Here is a 19,651-nt window from a genome sequence, read left to right as displayed (position 1 = left end):
ATATAAATTAATATTTGGTTTATATTTGTTTATAAAAAACTTTAAAATCTATAAAAAACCAACCAAAATTTACTTAATGTTAACCTTTCCTAAATTTACTAAGCCTAAAACTGTCGTATTATTCAATTGCAAAACTTAAATGAGGAAAGACTTTAATAAATAGATAGGATTTGATTTAAAGCCGTATTTTTTAAAGATCATTTAGTCCTTATTCACTCTCATAAATTTACTATTAATGCTAAAAAGTCTATAGTAACACTGCTTGAGTTTTGTTCTGCATAATAAGAGGAAAAGCCTCTTATATAAAGCTTGTAGGCACATTAACCGTTCTAAATATTTCTAATTTAGCCGTATTTTATGAAGTATTTGAAATACATGCAAGAAGCACATGAAATTGTCCTAGCGATGGAATTAAATTATACAGTAAAGTACCTATACTTTAAACTAATTGACGGCGCTAAAGCTTTAAATAAAACATACAAAAAATATTGCCAATAATCAAAATTGATATATCAAATATGATTATACCAAAGTATAATTTTAATCTTTGTAATCGATTTTTTGGCAAGCTAATATTTTCCTAAACTCGACCGGATTTGAATTTATTCCGGTTTTATTTATGTTTGGATAATGCTTTAAAAATCGGATTTAAATAGCCGAAATAATTGTTCATTTGAAAGGAATCTATCTATTTTAAAAAGCAAATCATCCATCTCTGTTATTATTTTCGGTCTACTGATTTTGCGTAAAACTAATGGAGGGAACTGATTAATCATATAGACATGGCAAATTAAGCCCATAATACTTAACTTTTGCCTGCATCATAACTGCACAAGTGCAATTAGTGATGACATACAGCAGAATTCTGAATGGGCTACGTCCTGCTGCGCTAACAGGAGTAAAACACGCTTTATACCTGGGTAACAGACGAATCGTTGTGTACTTCATCAACTTGAAATCTGCTGTATAACTCTATGTCAAGCAAAGCCAGCATTACTAATTACAATATTTTCGGAGAAGAGTGTGAAAAAAATTCTGGTGATTGAAGATACAGCCTCAACCCGAAACCTTTTTTTAGAAGGCATAAAAGCTAAAGGTTTTTACACTATAGGTGCTGAAAACGGTCTTATTGGTGTCCAACGGGCAAACGAAGAGTTACCCGATTTGATTGTCAGCGAGATTATGATACCAAAACTCAATGGTTATGGCGTTCTGACCACGTTACGCCAAAATCCTCTTACAACAACTATCCCCTTTATTTTTGTCACTGTCAGAATGACTCGGACTGATATTCGCAAAGGTATGGAATTGGGAGCAGATGACTATCTTACTAAGCCCTGTACAGTAGAGGAATTATTGAGGGCGATCGCCGTCTGCTTAGAAAAACGAGCCTCCCTCCAACAGCACTACGCTGTACAGCCCCAGATAGTCGCAGAACCACCACTACCTGACATAATAAAACCCACTACCTTTGAGCGCATGTTTCCATCCGACCACCAGTTAAATAAGGTCTTCAGCTTCATTGAGGCCAATTATCATCGTCCGATTACCCTGAAAGACGTAGCTGTTGCAGTTGGTTACAGCCCAACTTACTTGACTAACTTAGTGCAAAAGCAAACGGGACAAACTGTGCAAAATTGGATTATTCAGCGCCGAATGCTAGCAGCACGGTCCTTGCTCTTAGAAACCGATCAGAAAATTGAGGCGATCGCTACATTGGTGGGCTATCAGTGTATGGTTCATTTCTTCCGCCAGTTTCGCCAACATCACGGTACAACTCCCCAAGCCTGGAGAAGGGCGAGTGCAACTAGCTCACTTCAGAAACATGAGCAAAGTAATTGTTATGGGACTCCGATCTGACTTGTGCAAACATACTGAGGCTGAAAAGCCCGTTTTATCAGGGTTTAATTTGAAATATTGTTCATAAATCATACAGGAGTCTTATAGTTCTATCAAAGTATAAGTTATTGTTACCTCGTTTTAAGTCTTATAAACTGGTAGTAAGTTACAGTTCTACTGATGTGAAAATGCGTTTTACCTATTCTTAAGTGTGTGGGCATAAATAAATGTAAAGGTGCAATGAGTTGCGTTTCTAGCAACTATATTTTTAGCATTAGCTATTACCTATTAGCTATTAACCTTTCTATTTATCTATGCCCTCTTAATGAGCATTACGTTTTTTAGCAATATTTTGCTATCAATCTCTATGAAAATCGTCAATTCAAAGACCTGCTAAATCAGGTTAAAACATTACTAATCCAATTTCTACTCATTCTCAAATCATGCGAAACTTTTAAAACCGATAAAATCTATACAGGGAAAGTCTTCCCAGACTATCTTGCCTCAAATTACACGTAAGTATAACGGCGTGAAAATTTGTTTTTGGGATAAGGAAGGAGGCAAGAGTGAAGAGAGTTTTAGTCTAGCTTATCTTTCTTCACATAGTTTGCTTTTATTGTGCAAATTTACTTATCTCGGTTCGATACCGTTAACACAATAACTCTAGATTCAGTCATAGCCATAAAATTTCACAAAAACTAAAGCTTTTACCAGATCCTTGCAAAACCATCGTTTTAACACCCGATGTTTTTGTGAATATATAATTTCATCCGCTAATAGTGTTTTGACACCAAAACATTAACAATATCTCAAAACTTTTCAAAGGAGAATTCAGCAAATGTGTGGAATTGTGGCATTATTCTCAAGACAAGAACCAATTTCCGAGACTTCTTTGAAGCGGGGAATAGATAGCCTGCATCATAGAGGGCCCGATGCACAGAAATTTTGGATTTCTGATAATGGCAGAGTTGGCTTAGGACATAGAAGACTTAGTATTATTGACCTCACTAGTGGAGACCAACCAATTAGCAATCAAGATGACACACTGCATATTATTGCTAATGGAGAGTTTTATGATTTTGAGCGGATACAGCAGGACTTGAAGCAAAAAGGATATAACCTGCGAACACACTCCGATAGCGAAATTGCTATTCATTTATATAACGAGTTTGGGACTCAATGTCTCCACCATTTACGAGGTGAATTTGCTTTTGTAATTTGGGATGAGCGCAATCAAACACTCTTTGCCGCTCGCGATCGCTTTGGCATCAAGCCTCTTTACTACACCATGCATGGTGATACACTCTACTTGGCTTCAGAAGTCAAAGCTTTGCTTGCTGCCGGTGTTCCAGCTAACTGGGATCATGAATTTTGGTTTCGAGCCGATCTCGGACTCTTTAGCCCAGACCGGACTTTCTTCAAAAACATATATCAAGTACCACCTGGACATTTTTTACTCGCGTCCGATACCAATATCCAACTGCATCGTTACTGGGATTTTGATTACCCCATCACTGGGGATGCACAACCCCAACAAAGCGTAGAAGATTACATTGAACAAGTTCGCCATACTTTAAACGAGTCTGTAAAACTGCGGCTAAGAGCAGATGTACCTGTAGGTTGTCATTTGAGTGGAGGAATTGATTCATCTGCGGTGTTAGGAATTGCAGCTACTCACACAACAAAGCCAATTACAGCATTTACCCTCGCCTTCGATCACGAAGACTACAACGAAGAAGCTTTCGCTCGTGAAGCAGTAGCAAAAGCTGGAGCAAACCATCAAATTATTCCCATTACTCAATCTGACTTAGCTGAACATTTTGCAGATGCTATTTGGCACTGTGAAATGGTCTGTATCAATGCTGGTGCTGCTGCTAAGTACCTTTTGAGCCGAGCAGTACAGAATGCAGGTTACAAAGTTGTCCTCACAGGTGAAGGCGCTGATGAAATCTTTGGAGGCTATGTTCATTTTTTGATGGACATGTTGCGTTACAACACCAAGGGTCAAGATGAGCAGACTATCAAGCATATCTTAGAAGAATTAAAGCGTAACAACCAAGTCTCTGCCGCAGCAGGTTTCTTACCTGAAGAAATATCCAAACCTTTAGCTAATGTCGAACGTCTTTTAGGCTTTGTACCCACCTGGATTGAAGCTAATGCCAAAGGATATGCTAAATCCATTTCTCTATACTCGCCCGCATTTATGGCTCACTTTGGCCAGCAAGATGCATATCGCATGTTCTTCAATGAAATTGATGTACAAGGACAACTTGCAAAGCGAGAGCCTGTTCATCAGTCTCTTTATTTGTGGTCTAAAACTGTTCTACCTTACCTGTTTAGAATTTTAGGAGATGGTGTAGAAATGGCCCATTCTACCGAAGGAAGACTGCCATTTTTAGATCACTTAGTTGTGGAAGCAGTCCGTAATATTCCTGTTTCATTCAAGATTCGCGGCATGAATGTCAAGTATATATTGCGAGAAGCAGTCAAACCTTACCTTCCAGATATGGTCTATAACCGCAAAAAGCATCCATTTTTTGCGCCGCCTTCCACATTGAAGCAGAGTGAACCTCTACACCAACTTATCCAAGACACCCTACGTAGTTCAGCATTCGCTTCTGTTCCCTTTTATAACCAACCAGCAGTAATTCAATTCCTTGATCAAATACCAGAAATGAATGAAAGCCAACTTGCTTCTATAGACACCACATTGATGAAAATGCTCAGTACTTGTATTCTCCAAGAGCGGTTCAGCCTCACATAAAGTATTGTTTGAGACTGTGATAAACAACAAATATCAGGTTTTTTGCATAATCGATCTTAGAGAGACTGAAGACTAATATAGGAGGATGTTTTAAGATTGGGTCTTTTGTCTAAAACCTTACTAGGCTAATCGCTTCATCATCAAGCTACCAGTACCTTTTAAATAAATGAATAAAGTACTGGTCAACTGACCTGGGAACTGTAGGAATTGATTGCACATTTATAGAGTAGAGAAAGAAAAAGAGTCATGGAAACCGTAATAGAAACTGTCAATTTCACAGCAACTCGTGTAATTGTTACTTCTGAAAAATCATTTGAAGAAGTCACCAATAACATCGAAACCATCAATGGTAGAAGTGACAACGCACTTTTTCAGCAAATGATTGGTACTAAACAATCGTTTGAACAAATCAAAAGTGGGATTGAATCGATGATTGGTAAAAGCGGTTTTATGATCTTTTCACAAGTTGAACATGGCAAACTCATGTCTCTTGCAGGTAAAAACAAAAAGGCCAAGCTCTATATAATTGGGAACCCATTAATAGCCAACCAAATGTTTGAACAAAATCCTGCCGTTGGTCTTTATGTCCCATTAAGACTATTTGTCTACGATGACTACAATGGCAAGACCCACGTTGCTTACGACCAACCATCATCGCTACTTGGGCAATTCCCCAACGAAAAGATTTCAACAATTATGCAAATGCTCGATCAAAAGTTTGAAGAAATGGTCAGGATAGCTACTTAGTAAGTATTGTGTAACCATCCTAAACTGCGATAAACGCATGAAAAAGGAATGACGGAATTGGGAGTAGGGAGTTGGGAAAACAAGATTTTTACTTTCTGCTTCCAAGTCAATAACATGAACTAAATTTTTCTTGATTTATTCAATTTTGTGTTTGAAGCAAAGTTATTAAAGATATGTACATAGAAGGATCTAAACCTAGAATTGCGGTTATTGGTATGGGGTGTTGGTATCCCGGTGCAAGGGATTTACGACAGCTTTGGGAAAACATACTTTCGCGACGACGACAATTTAGAGAATCCCCAGATCGGCGGCTACCACTTGCAGATTATTACGATCCAGACCCGACGGTTCCAGACAAAACCTATGGGAAACGTATGGCTGTAATTGAGGGTTTTGAGTTCGATTGGGCAAGTAAGCGCATTCCTAAAACTGTAGTAGAGACAGCAGATATCGCTCACTGGGTGGCATTAGAAGTAGCGATCGCAGCTTTAGAGGATTCAGGTTATACACGGGCAAATGTTCAGGGCGAACGTACAGGTGTAATCCTCGGTAATTCCTTAACAGGAGAACAAACACGCTCTAACAACATGCGACTACGCTGGCCATTTATCCAACGGGTAATACATGCAGCGGCAAAGGCGAAAGGTTTACCATTGCAAGTCATAGATGAACTGGCAATAGCAATGCAAGAATACTACAAGTCAGTATTCTCACCATTTACCGAAGACACATTATCCGGCAACCTTTCTAACACTATTGCTGGGAGAATTTGTAACTTTTTTAACTTTCATGGCGGTGGTTATACAGTAGATGGAGCTTGTTCTTCGTCCCTAATTGCGGTTGCCACTGCTGCTAACGCTTTAAGCAACGGCGACCTCGATTTGGCTCTGGCTGGTGGTGTAGATATTAGTCTAGACACCTTTGAACTAGTAGGATTTGCCAAAACAGGTGCCCTGACTAGCAAAGATATGACCGTTTACGATAAAAAAGCCAGTGGCTTTATCCCTGGAGAAGGGGCTGGCTTCGTCGTTTTGAAGCGCTTAGAAGATGCTCGTGCCGACAATAATTATATCTATGCAGTGTTGAATGGATGGGGAATATCATCTGATGGCAAAGGAGGTCTAACAGCTCCGAGTCGGGAAGGACAAGCTAAAGCACTACGCCGGGCCTATAACCGAGCCGGTTACAGCTTAAATAACGTTGATTTTATAGAAGGTCATGGTACAGGGACACCAGTAGGCGATCGCGTCGAACTAGAAGGTATTGCCCTAGCTATGGGTACAAACAGTGAAACACCTTCCCGCTCTTGTGGTATTACCTCTTTCAAATCCCTAGTTGGGCATACCAAAGCCGCAGCAGGCATTGGAGGGTTCATCAAAGCTGTTATGGCTGTTAACCGCCGAGTAATACCGCCATTAGCTGGCTGCAATGAGCCAAACGAAGTATTTGACAAAGCCGCCCACTGTCTTTACCCGGTGCTTCAAGGAGAAGTTCGCCAGACAACAGACACACTCCGGGCTGGAGTCTCTGCAATGGGATTTGGCGGCATCAATTGCCACGTCACTTTAGAATCTGGCGATGCTCCTGCTACTCAACTTGAACCATTAATTGATGAGCAGGCTTTGTTAGTTTCTGCTCAAGAAACAGAGATTTTTGTCTTGAGTGCAGCATCAATCCCAGCTTTGTTACAAAGCATAGATGCATTACTCCCGAAAGTACAAGGATTGAGTTTAAGCGAACTAATTGATCTAGCTGCACATCTTGCTCAACAACTAAACCAACAACTACCAGTACGAGCAGCACTCATCGCCCGTTTACCTGAAGAGTTGATTGAACGTCTGAGTTTCTTACAAGAATTATTGAACGCTAAACCATTGGCTCAGGGAGAAATAATCCTCAACCCGCAGCAAGGAATTTGGATTGGCAATCAAGTCCAGCAAAGCCGCATTGGTTTTCTCTTCCCCGGTCAAGGTTCTCAAAAGTTGAATATGGCCCGTACCCTCGTACAACGCTTTAGCTGGGCCAAGAAACTAGTAAATCAAGCTGACAAATGGCTGCAAGAAATTGGCGCTCCAAGTATTAGTGAGTCGATCTATAAATCTGTAGATCGTGCTATCAATCAAGAGCAGTTTGAAGAATGGTCTCAGAAAATTGCCCAAACTGAAATCGCTCAACCAGCCATCTGCCTCGCTTCCCTCCTGTGGATACACTACCTCCAACATCTAGGATTAAAGCCGATCGCCGCAGGTGGTCATAGCCTGGGGGAACTAACTGCTTTTCACGCCGCAGGTGCGTTTGACGAGCAAACTTTGATCTGTTTAGCTGCTGTTCGCGGACGTGCCATGTCTGCTTCTGGCCAAGGCATAGGGGGAAGCATGGTAAGTATTGCTTGCTCCCGTGACAAAGCCGAGGAATTGTTAAAACAAGTCAATGGCTATGCCGTGATTGCAAATATCAATAGTCCTACCCAGATCGTCATATCTGGTGAGCAATTGAGCATTGAGCAAGTAATTGAACTGGCCGCTGCTCAAGAAATCAAGACATACAAGCTTCCAGTTTCTAATGCTTTTCATTCTCAACTTGTCTCGGAAGCTGCCGAATATCTACACAACTATGAACTAGTTCCAGATACACTCCCGAAGACCACTATAAGCCTTGTTTCATCTGTAGATGGCAAACAGCCGCCAACAGGATTGCAATTGCGCGACCACTTTGCCCATCAGGTACTAGCGCAAGTGGACTTTGTATCGCTGGTGAAAACTCTAGAGCAGACATGCGACCTACTAATAGAAGTTGGCCCAGGAAAAGTACTCTCTGGATTGGTAAACGACATCAACGGGTTGCAAGGGCTGCAATGTATGCCTGTAGAAGCCAAACCTGGATTTGACCAGTCGTTGAACATGATGTTAGCTAACGTATTTGCTCGTGGTCATGACATCAACTGGGAAGCACTTTACGAAGGTCGGCTTATACGTCCTTTTGTACCAGCCTCAGAACGCATCTTCATCGACAATCCTGTAGAACGACCATTTCATGTATCTGCAACGCACTCATCTCCATCCTTGGAAATTACTTCTGAAAGCTTGCTGAATTATTCAGTGTTTGGCAAACACAACCATATTTCACCAGAAGTGCTGCAAGATTATTTAGCTCGACGCGGTAAGTTTATAGCTGAAGTCATCCGAGCCGATCTGCAAATGCCTTTAGTTGCAACTCCTCAAAATGCTGCCAGAACAACTCACACAGTTAATGGTAATGGCTTTCATACTGCTATTTCTACCTTACTTAAGCCTGGGGAAATTAATGGCGTTGTGGCAAATGGTAATCAGAGTGTTGAGTTTTTATTGGCAGACTTGATTGTTCAACAAACAGGATATGTCAAAGAAAGTATTACAGCAGAATTGCGATTACTTGACGATCTCAATCTGGATTCCATCAAAGCCGGTGAAATTGTCGCAGAAGCCGCCAAGCTATTTGGTGTCGCCGGAAAAATTGACCCACCTGCTTTAGCTAATGCCACCATTCAAGAGATTGCTGAAACGATTCGCAGTTTTATGTCAAGCGATCGCGCTTCTTTAGTATCGACGATGGGTACAACCGATGCGATCGCCTCCTCACTGACCGACCTGATTATCCAACAAACAGGGTATGTCAGAGAAAGTATCACAGCAGAATTGCGATTACTCGACGATCTCAACCTCGACTCCATCAAAGCCGGTGAAGTTGTCGCAGAAGCCGCCAAGCTATTTGGGGCTGCTGGGAAAATTGACCCGCCTTCTCTAGCCAATGCCACGATTCATGAGATTGCTGAAACAATTCATAATTTCATCCCAAATAATAACGGGAATGGAATTAAAATCTCAGAACCGCTCTCAACAGTTTCTTTAAAGCAAGATTTCAAAAATCAAAACAACGGCAAAACACCAGCAGGCGGGCCAGAATTAACACGTAAGCAACTGGTGCGTGATTACATCATCCAAAATATTCCAGAGGAACTTCCTTCAGTTGCTTTAGGCAGACAAATGCCAGAAAACTGGCAGACTGCGAATGTGCTGATTCTTTACGAATTCAGTAATGCAGATAAAATAGCAGTCTTGTGCGATCGGCTTCGCACTCAAGGCGCTCAAGTTCAAAGTGTAACTTTTGCAGAAGTCAGCCCTCAGACACTCACTAACAACGTCGATGTAACTCACTTCATTGCAGTATTGCCTTGTACGCCCAACACTCAATTGTCATCAGAAGCCCGTTTGATTGGCATGATTGAACGGTTACGCAGTGTCGCCACTCCACCTCTAGCATCCCGTGACCATACAACAGTTGCTTATGTCCAATTTAGTGGGGGATATTTCGGAGCGCAACTACCACTAGCAGATATTGAACAATGTTGTACAGTTGGCTTTGCAGCGAGTTTGCATCTAGAGCGCATCGATCTCAAAGTTCGGGTAGTTGATTTCTCCCCCACGGTAGATCCCAGCAGTCTGGCAGAATGTGTCTTCAGAGAACTCTCTACTCCCCATGTTTATACAACTGTAAGTTACGATACTGATCTCAAGCGCTACGTTCCTCGGCCTCAGGTGCAACAACCTGTAGATTATCTAGATCGTCAAATTACTTGGTCATCTGAGGATGTCATCCTCGTCACCGGTGGAGCAAAAGGGATTACTGCCGAGTGTGCCCTGGCTCTAGCTAAAGACACAGGTATCCGTGTGGCACTTGTAGGACGTTCACCTCATCCTGATGACAACATTCAACAAAGTAGTAGTTCTGATATTACCCGTACTCTTGGGCGCTTTTATGCTGAAGGACTAACCTGCCACTACTATGCATGTGACGTTGCTGACTACCAGGCAGTAGTAAATCTCTTGCAAAAAGTCAGACAAGAGCTAGGTGAGATATCAGGAGTAATTCATGGAGCTGCTCTTAATAAGCCAAGACTGATTGAGCAAGTTTCTACAGAAGCAGCATTTGATGAAATCAGTCCTAAACTTCTCGGTTTGATTAATCTATACAAAGCACTGGAAGCTACTCCACTGAAGCTTTTCGCCGGTTTTTCCTCGGTCATCGGCTTTACAGGGATGCAACGCAATGCTTGGTATGGCTTCTCTAATGAAACTTTGGATCTGATTTTACGCCGTTTTAAAGCTCAACACCCTCAAACCGCCGTGATTTCAATGGCATATAGTGTGTGGGAAGAGGTAGGAATGGGAGCGCGGATGGGTAGCGTTCGGAGCCTGAACAAAATGGGTATCAGTGCCATTCCCAAAGATGCAGGCGTTAGTCGATTCTTGCATTTAATCAAAAATGAACCCGCAGATTTGCGAGTTGCGATCGCAGCACCTATGCAAACCTTAGCTGCTTTTGAATCAAGTGGTTTTGATACTTGGTATCCAGGATTGTTCTCACCTCCTGCTTCGTCGAAGTTTTTAGAGAAGATTCTGATTTATCAACCGGGTGTAGAGGTTGTTTTGAGAGCGCACCTCAATCTTGAGCAGGATTCATACTTACAGGATCACCTCTATAAAGGTTCATATCTGTTCCCGACTGTATTCGGTTTGGAGGCTATGGCCCAAGCAGTTGCCTATGTCACTGGCAAAGATTCCTTACCAACTGTGCAGATAAAAGATATTCGTTTGGAACGTCCGATTGTTGTAGCTCCTGACAAAGGAGTGGACATCGAAATTCATGCAGAGGTACTTGAACGAGAACTAAAAAATGATCCACAGCAAGTTTATGTAACTATCAAAACCGAACAGACAGGATTTGCCATCAGCCATTTTTCAGCCACATTTTTACTAGGTGTTGAAAGTAATCCATCTGTAGAACAGGTTGAACTTCCAGAAGTACCTCTAGATATTGAGCCGAAAGCGGATCTTTATAGTTGGTTACTGTTCCAAGGCCCCAAGTTTCAGCGTTTACAACAGATTTATAGCCTGAATTCCCACAGGTGTATATTCAAAACCCACAGAAACTTGTATTCTGCCCAGGAGCAAGAACAATCTTTAGATAGAGCGCAAGGGCCTTTCTTGCTCGGAGATCCTTATTGCAGAGACTCATTGCTGCAAGCTGGACAACTAGTAATTCCACAGGATCTTTGTTTGCCCATCCGCATCGACAGTCTGGAAATCGATCAATCAGATCGAGATGGAAGTGGTTCATATATTGGTGTTACCACACCCCAAGGGCGAGAAGGTCAACAGTATCACAGTAATGTTTTTCTTTTAGCTGCCGATGGGCGTGTTATGGAAAGACTCAGTAGCTATCAATTGCGGATACTAGAACACCGTGAAGAGAATCCCACTGCTGAAGATTTGGCCGATCCTAGCCAGAGGGATGAACAGATTATTTACAGAGAATTGAGCAATCGATCGCCTTTATTCAAAGTCGTTGCACCAGAGATATCATTGGCTTATCTCCCTGGTATCCATGCACTATTACCCACGGAACGTCATCAACTGGAACTACCTCTATTCCATAGAGCGATCGCTCAACTGCTGAACAATAATGCTAATCTCATATCCAAAGTACGGATTCAGTGGACGGAATCTGGTAAACCAGTAGTTGTAGGACTCGCAGAAGAAAAAATAGAAGTATCGCTTTCCCATGACGAACGTGTTTGTTTCTGTGTTGCCGGTCGAGGAGTGCAGGGTTGTGATATTGAACCGGTAACTCATCGCAGTGTAGAAGATTGGGTTGCCTTACTAAGTTCTTCTCGATACCCATTAATCCAACAGCTAGAAAGCAAAGACTCGGTAGATCGGGCTGGTACGCGGATTTGGACAGCCATAGAAGCCTTGCGTAAGGCGACTAAGGCAAAAGACATTAACCTAGCGATCGAACGCATAGAAGGGGATAGCATTTTATTCAGTGATGTGGCTCTTAACAGTCAACTTAAAGTTCTCACTTTTCCCATTCAACTGACACGCAGCCCTGAAAGAATAATTGCTCTAGTTGTTGTCCCATTCCGCTCTTTAAATTGGATTGCTGGCTCAATTTAACTAACTTTAATCAATCAAAAATCTGCTTACCTCGCAAAACTTTTAGTCATCGAAATAGGAAATGTCAGTGAACAACACAACTCAGTCTCAAGCTTACGATATCGTCATTATGGGTGCTGGGATCGCTGGAGTATGTCAAGCTCGTCACTTGCTGCTGAATATTCCCAACATCAAAATCGCCTTAATTGACCCACGTCCTGAAGAACGGACTGAAAAAGATTTAAAAATTGGTGAGTCAACTGTCGAAGTTTCTACTCTCTTTTTCGGCAAAGAGTTAGGTCTTTATGATTATTTAATTGAGAATCATCCACCGAAATTTGGACTAAACTATCATTGGCCCAAAGACCCAAAAAATACACAGACCATCGATGACTACTATCATGTCTGGTCTATTAAACAACCCCCGCTAGCTTCCGTTCTCATGAACCGCGCCAAGTTCGAGCGGGATGTCTTGAAAATGAATAAGGAGATGGGAGTTGACTTTTACAATGGTCGTGTAGTCAACGTTGATTTAGGCTCTGGTGATATCCCAAACAATGTTAAGGTGAAAATAGGTAATGACTACCTAGAACTTACAACCAAGCATCTTATTGATGCAGCAGGACGCAAATTTATCATTGGTCAGAAAACAGACAATCTACTTTTTGGCCCTGAGAAACTCGCTGGTCTTAACAATGGTTCTGCATGGGTACGGGTTAAAAATGTCGATCGCACCATTTTTCACAGTGGTTACGATCCTACAGGTGCTACATGTAGCCATTACTATGCCACTAATCACATGATGGGTCACGGCCATTGGATCTGGGTCATTCCTACAGATACTCAGACTATGGAATTATCAGTAGGGGTATCTCATCATCATGAAGTCATCCCAGCGCAGAGCGTTAACACCAAAGAAAAGTTTTATGCTTTTTTAGAATCAAATCACAACATTCTTTACCAACTAGTCAAGAGTGGAGAAGATATTGACTTTCATTACTTACCAAGGGTGGCACACAAGAGTAAAACTCTGTTTTCTCCAGACAATTGGTATGTAATTGGTGATGCAGCTGCCATCTTCGATCCTTTCTATTCCTTAGGAATGGTAATGATGACATTTCAAATGGAAAGTGTCACAGAAATTATCCGAGCAAAATTAGCAGGTGAACCGGATGCAGAGAAGAAGCGGGCTGTGTATAATGCCTACAATCTTGGCTATGTAGAGTCTTGCAATCATCTTCTCCACGACCACGCCAAACAACTTGGTCATGCTAGCATCATGAGCTGGCGCGTCTATCTAGAAAACATGTGGTGGTTCGGGATGATTGTGCCTTTGTATGTTGGCAAATGGCATTTAGATTTGAAGTTTCTCCGCAGATTTAGCCAACAAAGTCGTCAAGTGATCAGAACATTGATGTCTCATGTGTATGAACAGTTCAATGAACTCATAGAAAAAGATGCTAATATTGGCATGATGTATGTTCACCGAGGGCAGCAATTACCCTTCGGTTACTACATGACCCAAGAATTTGATAGCTATTTGCAAAACACAAAATACGAACCTCAAAGATGCAATGTTTTTGCATACATGAAAAACATTTACTTCTTTGTTGCTCTTTGGTATCTCAAATTTTTGTGGAAAGGTTTTGGACTAAAAGGTGTGTTGTCACCAGTTAATCTAAAATATGTTTTTGCTTTACTCAATGCATCTGCTCAATCTAGTTGGGATGATCTAATTTACCGACGCAAGACCAAAGGTACGGCAGCTAATAGTGAAATTGCTAGGGTGACAGAAGAGTTCAAGAATTATAGACATCAACCTGAATTGGAGCCTTGGCTCAAGAGTAAGAGTGCTGAATCTCAAAAATTGCCAGAGCAAGAGCTAGTCACATCTGAGTTATAGCAATCCTATCTAGTAGTCCTTAATTTTCTCAGCACTAAAGTGCTTACTACAAACTTTTCATTACTAGATTGTGTTTAAAAGTAGCCGCAAAACGTCTACTTTTAAGAATTATCTAAAAGAGTCGCCTGCTTCCACTCGTAAAGAAGCTCACAGAGGACACAAAGGAAAGAAATAACTCAAAATTCCTGAACTTTCCGACGAAATTTTTCAAATTCATCAAATTTTCTAGTTAGCGAAAAGGAAAATGCAATGAACAACACTCAGTGCCAAACCTATGATTATGATGTAGTCATTATGGGTGCTGGATTGGCGGGAGTATGTCAAGCTCGCCACCTACTACTTAATGTTCCTAATATCAAAATTGCTTTGGTCGATCCTCGTCCTGAAGAACGGACAGAAAAGGATTTGAAAGTGGGTGAGTCAGCGGTTGAAATCTCTACCCTGATGATCTGCAAGGAGTTGGGTCTTTATGACTACATGGTTGAGCATCATCCGCCAAAATTTGGTTTAAACTTTCATTGGCCTAAGCATCCAGAAAGTACAGAAAACATTAATGACTATCATCATCTCTGGGCTATTCGGCAACCACCATTGGCTTCTGTTCTGATTCACCGCCCCAAATTTGAGCGGGATGTGCTGAGGATGAATCAGCAGATGGGCGCTGTCTTTTATCAAGGTCGTGTTGTTGATGTTGACCTAACGTCTGGGGATGGCCTGAACGTAGTCAAAGTCAAACTCGATCGTCAGTATCTCGAACTTACAGCTAAACATGTGATTGATGCGGCAGGACGCAAGTTTATCATCGGTCGCAAGACAGATAATGTGTTGTTTGGCCCTGAAAACGTCCGTGGTGTTAACAATGGTTCAGCATGGATGCGCGTTAAAAATGTCGATCGCACTATTTTTCACAGTGGTTACGATCCTTTAGTTTCAACTTGTAGCCACTACTATGCTACTAATCACTGGATGGGACACGGACATTGGGTTTGGATGATTCCCACAGATACCCAAAATATGGAGTTGTCAATCGGATTAGTCCACCATCACGACTATATTCAGGCCCAGACTGTCAACACTAAAGAAAAGTTTTATGCTTTTCTAGAAGCAAACCATAACATTATGTATCGACTGCTCAAGAGCGGAGAGGAAATTGATTTCCATTACTGGCCCAAGCTAGCGCACAAGAGCAAGACCATACTCTCAAAAGATAACTGGTATGTAATTGGTGATGCAGCAGCTATCTTCGATCCCTTCTACTCGATGGGAATGACGATGATGTCCTTTGAAATAGACACCATTACAGAAGTGATTCGTGCCAAGTTAGCAGGTGAGCCAGATGCAGAGAAGAAGCGGGCGGTTTACAATGGCTTTAATTTAGGGATGATCGATCGCAACAATCTTCTTGTCAGCCATCATCCTAAGCATCTTGGTAACGCTAGCATCATGAGTCATCGCATGTTCATAGAAAACATGTGGTGGTTTGGGATGATGATTCCTTTGTATGTCGGTAAGTGGCATTTAGATTTGAAATTCCTGGCAAAAATTAAGCAACCAGGTCGTGTATATATTACCGAAATATTAACTGCTGTCTATCAACAGTTAACAGAGTTGGCAGAGAAGAACGCCAACATCGGGTTTATGTACACCCATCGAGCAGATGAATTGCCTTTTAATTACATAATGAGCCGGGATTTTGACGAATTCATCCACCTCACCAAGTACGAACCCCAACGAACTAATGTTTTTGTATCTATGCAATACACTCACTTTTTCGTTGCTATTTGGTACCTTAAGTTCCTATGGAAGGGTTTTGGACTAAAAGGTTTGTTAGCACCACAAAATCTTAAGCACATTTTCGCTTTGCTAAAAGCATCTGCTCTAGCAGGTTGGGATAACTGGCTTTTCAAATTGAAAACCAAAGGCGTGCCAGACAACAGTATCACTGCAAAAGCTAGAGAAGATTTCAAGAGTTACCAACACCAACCCGACTTACAGCCCTGGATTAGTTTGGCTAATGAAAAGACGTTACAAAATGGGACTCATGAACTCCCAAGCTTAAAGGACGAAAATACACTAAAGGTTCCAGAATTAGTCACGTTGCCAGCGGAAATCAAGTCTTAATTTTAGCTGGAGATTGAAGAAGAATTCAGAAGTCAGAATTCAGGAGCGGAGCCGGAGACGCTCCGCCTCCGGTCAGAATCAAGACGCGACGCTCGCAGACTCGCTAACGCTGCGCTATCGTTCGCGTAGCGTCTCCGACAGGAGAAGACTCGCTAACACTGTGCTATCCGCCAGTCATACACAATTCATTCTGAATTCTGACTCCTGACTCCTGAATTCTGTTTGATAACAACAAATATGAAAATGGCAGTTGAATTTTAAGACTTGTATATTTAGCTACTGCCATTCTTTCTTTCAATTACTGCATAACTACTGTTTAACACCTAAAAAGCCATGCTAACTCAAGTAGATTATAATGAAATTGAATATCAGCAACAGTTTTTTCAGACTGGTAAAACCAAAAATCTTGATTTTCGGATTCAACAACTGAAAATTCTTCAACAGGCAATTGAGAATAATAAAGATAATATTGTTCAAGCTTTAAAAGCTGATTTGCATAAATCAGGCTTTGAAGCTTATTTTGAAATAATTGGAGTTTTAGAAGAAATTAAATATGCTCTCAACAATATTAGAGCATGGACAAAACCACAGAAGGTTGCGACTCCCTTTTATCAGTTTCTTTCTTCTGCCCAAGTTCGTTCTGAACCTCTTGGTGTGATTCTGATTATTGGCCCTTGGAATTACCCATTTAATTTAATGTTTGCGCCATTGGTGGGTGCGATCGCTGCTGGTAATTGTGCGATTTTAAAACCATCAGAAATAGCTCCTTATACTTCTGAAGTCATAGAAAAAATAGTTCACGAAAATTTCGATCCATCTTTTATTGAAGTGATTGAAGGCGGTATTGAAACTAGTCAAGAACTATTGTCACAAAATTTTGATCATATCTTTTTTACTGGTGGCACTGAAGTTGGTAAACTTGTAATGGCAGCCGCCGCTAAAAACTTGACACCAGTTACCCTTGAGCTAGGTGGAAAAAGCCCTTGTATTGTTGATGAAAATATTCATCTTGAACATACAGCTAAAAGAATTGTTTGGGGTAAATTCTTTAATGCAGGTCAAACTTGTACTGCACCTGATTATCTGTTAGTAAATCGCAAAATTAAACAAGATTTATTAACTAACATTAAAAAACAAATACGAATTTTTTACGGCGACGAACCTTCAGCAAGTAAAAGCTATGCTAGAGTCATCAATCAAAAACATTTTCGCCGCCTTTCGCAATTATTAGAAAGTGGTAATGTTTTAGTGGGAGGCGAAACGAATTTAGAGAATCTTTATATTGCTCCTACTATTATCGATCAAGTCTCTTGGCAAGACAAGATCATGCAAGAGGAAATTTTTGGGCCGATTCTTCCTGTTCTAGAATATACAGATTTATCAGAAGCGATCGCCCTTGTGAATCGACAACAAAAACCCCTTGCTTTATACTTCTTTTCTAGTAATAAAAAAAATCAAGAGCGGATTTTGCAAGAAACTGTCTCTGGTGGAGTCTGCATTAACGATACCGTTATGCATTTGACTGTTCCTTCTTTACCTTTTGGTGGAATTGGTACTAGTGGAATGGGTCGTTATCATGGTAAAGCTGGCTTTGATAACTTTTCTTATCAAAGAGGCATATTAAATAAATCTTTTCTGATTGATTTGAAATGGAGATATCCTCCCTATCCAGAGAAAAAGAAACACTAAGGGACTTCTAAATAAAAAATATACCATCGCTATAGAGGCAGGGGGCAGGGAGGAGGGAGCAGGGGGAAAGAAAATCGTTTTGATTCGGTGAAATTGGATAATTTATTTCTTGGAAGTCCCTAAGTAATAATATTCTCAAATAAGTGATTGTGAATTCCTAATCTAGTAATCAAGTAGTCTTGACTATGATCGTCGCAAAAGAAATTAGTCCCTATCTTACAGGTAACTTTTCTCCAATACAAACAGAAATCACAGCAGATGACCTCTTAGTAATTGGAGAATTACCAACTGATTTATCAGGAATATTTGTCCGCAATGGTCCTAATCCCCAGTTTTCTCCCAAAGGTGATTACAAGTGGATTGATGGAGATGGAATGTTGCACGGGGTGGAGATTAATAATGGCAAAGCCACTTACCGCAACCGCTATGTCCAGACACGGGGATTTAAACTGGAACAGAAAGTAGGTCGAGCCGTCTGGACAAGTCTGATGGAATCGCCACAACTTCACAACCCTCCCAATAATCTTTTCAGTCCGTTCAAGAACACTGCTAACACTGGCATAGTGTGGCACGCAGGTCAATTATTGGCACTTTGGGAAGGAGCCGAACCATACGAAATTACCATACCTGACTTGATAACAATCGGGCCATTCACTTATGGAAATCAACTAAATTCTCCCTTCACTGCTCACCCCAAAGTTGATTTTGTAACTGGGGAAATGATGTTTTTTGGATATTCTTTATTAGAGCCACCTTATTTAAAGTACAGCGTGGTTTCATCTGAGGGAGAGTTACTAAGAACAGTTCCGATTGATTTGCCTACAGGGGTGATGATGCATGACTTTGCCATCACTGCAAATTACACAATATTCATGGATTTGCCCCTGACATTTAGTTTAGAAAGGCTACAACGCAGAGAACCAGCTTATATGTTTGAACCAAATCTGCCCAGCCGTTTTGGTATTATTTCCCGTCATAGCGATGGCAGAAACATCCGCTGGTTTGAAGTTTCTACCTGTTATGTTTTACATATTCTCAACGCCTATGAAACAGAAGAGGAAGTCGTTATCATTGGCTGTCGCACAGATGATGCTCAACTGCTGAACATACCGACCAAAACAAACTTACGTCACAATCAGATTAATAAACCGCAGTTATATGGCTGGCGATTCAATATCCGCACAGGTGCAGTCCAAGAAGGAACAATTGATGATTTAGCTTCAGAATTTCCTAGTTTAAATCAGCAATTTGTCGGAAGACGGAATCGATACGGCTATACAGCCAGAATGGTGCCAGAACTGCTACCTGTATTTACTTTAGATGCACTCATTAAGTATGACTTTGCCAATGGTTATTCTCAAGTCCATGAGTGGGGGACTGGTCGCTATGGAGGAGAGGCAATATTTGTCCCCCGTTCCAACGCGACTCAAGAGGATGATGGTTGGTTGTTAACTTTCGTCTACGACACAGCTACAAAAACTTCAGAACTAGTAGTGGTGAATGCCCAAGACATCGCAGATAAACCTGTAGCCCGCATTCTTCTACCCCAGCGAGTTCCTTACGGTTTCCACGGAACTTGGATTCCAGAAAAATCAATGCATCCAGCTTTTTAAA

General features: G+C 41.2%; 8 protein-coding genes. All 8 read left to right on the top strand.

Going from position 1 to position 19,651, the window contains the following annotated elements; all coding sequences use genetic code 11:
- The first annotated feature begins 1,023 nt into the window (after nucleotides 1–1,023).
- The 8 genes from HUN01_RS33030 to HUN01_RS32995 all read left to right on the top strand — a co-directional run bounded on the left by HUN01_RS33030 (nucleotide 1,024) and on the right by HUN01_RS32995 (nucleotide 19,650).
- Nucleotides 1,024–1,860, top strand: a complete 837-nt coding sequence (locus HUN01_RS33030; protein ID WP_181929699.1) for a response regulator transcription factor — start codon at nucleotides 1,024–1,026, stop codon at nucleotides 1,858–1,860.
- A gap of 817 nt (nucleotides 1,861–2,677) precedes the next feature.
- On the top strand, nucleotides 2,678–4,603 hold the full coding sequence (gene asnB / locus HUN01_RS33025) for an asparagine synthase (glutamine-hydrolyzing) (protein WP_181929698.1): 1,926 nt from the start codon (nucleotides 2,678–2,680) through the stop codon (nucleotides 4,601–4,603).
- Between the two features lie 246 nt (nucleotides 4,604–4,849).
- On the top strand, nucleotides 4,850–5,350 hold the full coding sequence (locus HUN01_RS33020; RefSeq protein ID WP_181929697.1) for a DUF302 domain-containing protein: 501 nt from the start codon (nucleotides 4,850–4,852) through the stop codon (nucleotides 5,348–5,350).
- 173 nt (nucleotides 5,351–5,523) lie between these two features.
- The gene (locus HUN01_RS33015; protein ID WP_181929696.1) at nucleotides 5,524–12,345 is read left to right on the top strand and encodes a type I polyketide synthase; all 6,822 of its coding nucleotides are present in this window, start codon (nucleotides 5,524–5,526) and stop codon (nucleotides 12,343–12,345) included.
- A 61-nt stretch (nucleotides 12,346–12,406) separates the two neighbouring features.
- Complete coding sequence (locus HUN01_RS33010) at nucleotides 12,407–14,227, top strand: NAD(P)/FAD-dependent oxidoreductase (protein ID WP_181929695.1); 1,821 nt, start codon at nucleotides 12,407–12,409, stop codon at nucleotides 14,225–14,227.
- A 249-nt stretch (nucleotides 14,228–14,476) separates the two neighbouring features.
- Complete coding sequence (locus HUN01_RS33005) at nucleotides 14,477–16,348, top strand: NAD(P)/FAD-dependent oxidoreductase (protein WP_181929694.1); 1,872 nt, start codon at nucleotides 14,477–14,479, stop codon at nucleotides 16,346–16,348.
- Nucleotides 16,349–16,681: 333 nt separating this feature from the next.
- Complete coding sequence (locus HUN01_RS33000; protein ID WP_181929693.1) at nucleotides 16,682–18,037, top strand: aldehyde dehydrogenase; 1,356 nt, start codon at nucleotides 16,682–16,684, stop codon at nucleotides 18,035–18,037.
- Nucleotides 18,038–18,225: 188 nt separating this feature from the next.
- A complete protein-coding gene (locus HUN01_RS32995; RefSeq protein WP_181932921.1) occupies nucleotides 18,226–19,650 on the top strand; it encodes a carotenoid oxygenase family protein in 1,425 nt (474 codons plus the stop codon).
- Nucleotide 19,651: the final 1 nt, after the last annotated feature.

The organism is Nostoc edaphicum CCNP1411, from assembly GCF_014023275.1.
Lineage (GTDB): Bacteria > Cyanobacteriota > Cyanobacteriia > Cyanobacteriales > Nostocaceae > Nostoc > Nostoc edaphicum_A.
The sequence above is the reverse complement of the archived record's forward strand: the minus strand, read 5'-3'. Positions and strand labels throughout refer to the sequence as shown.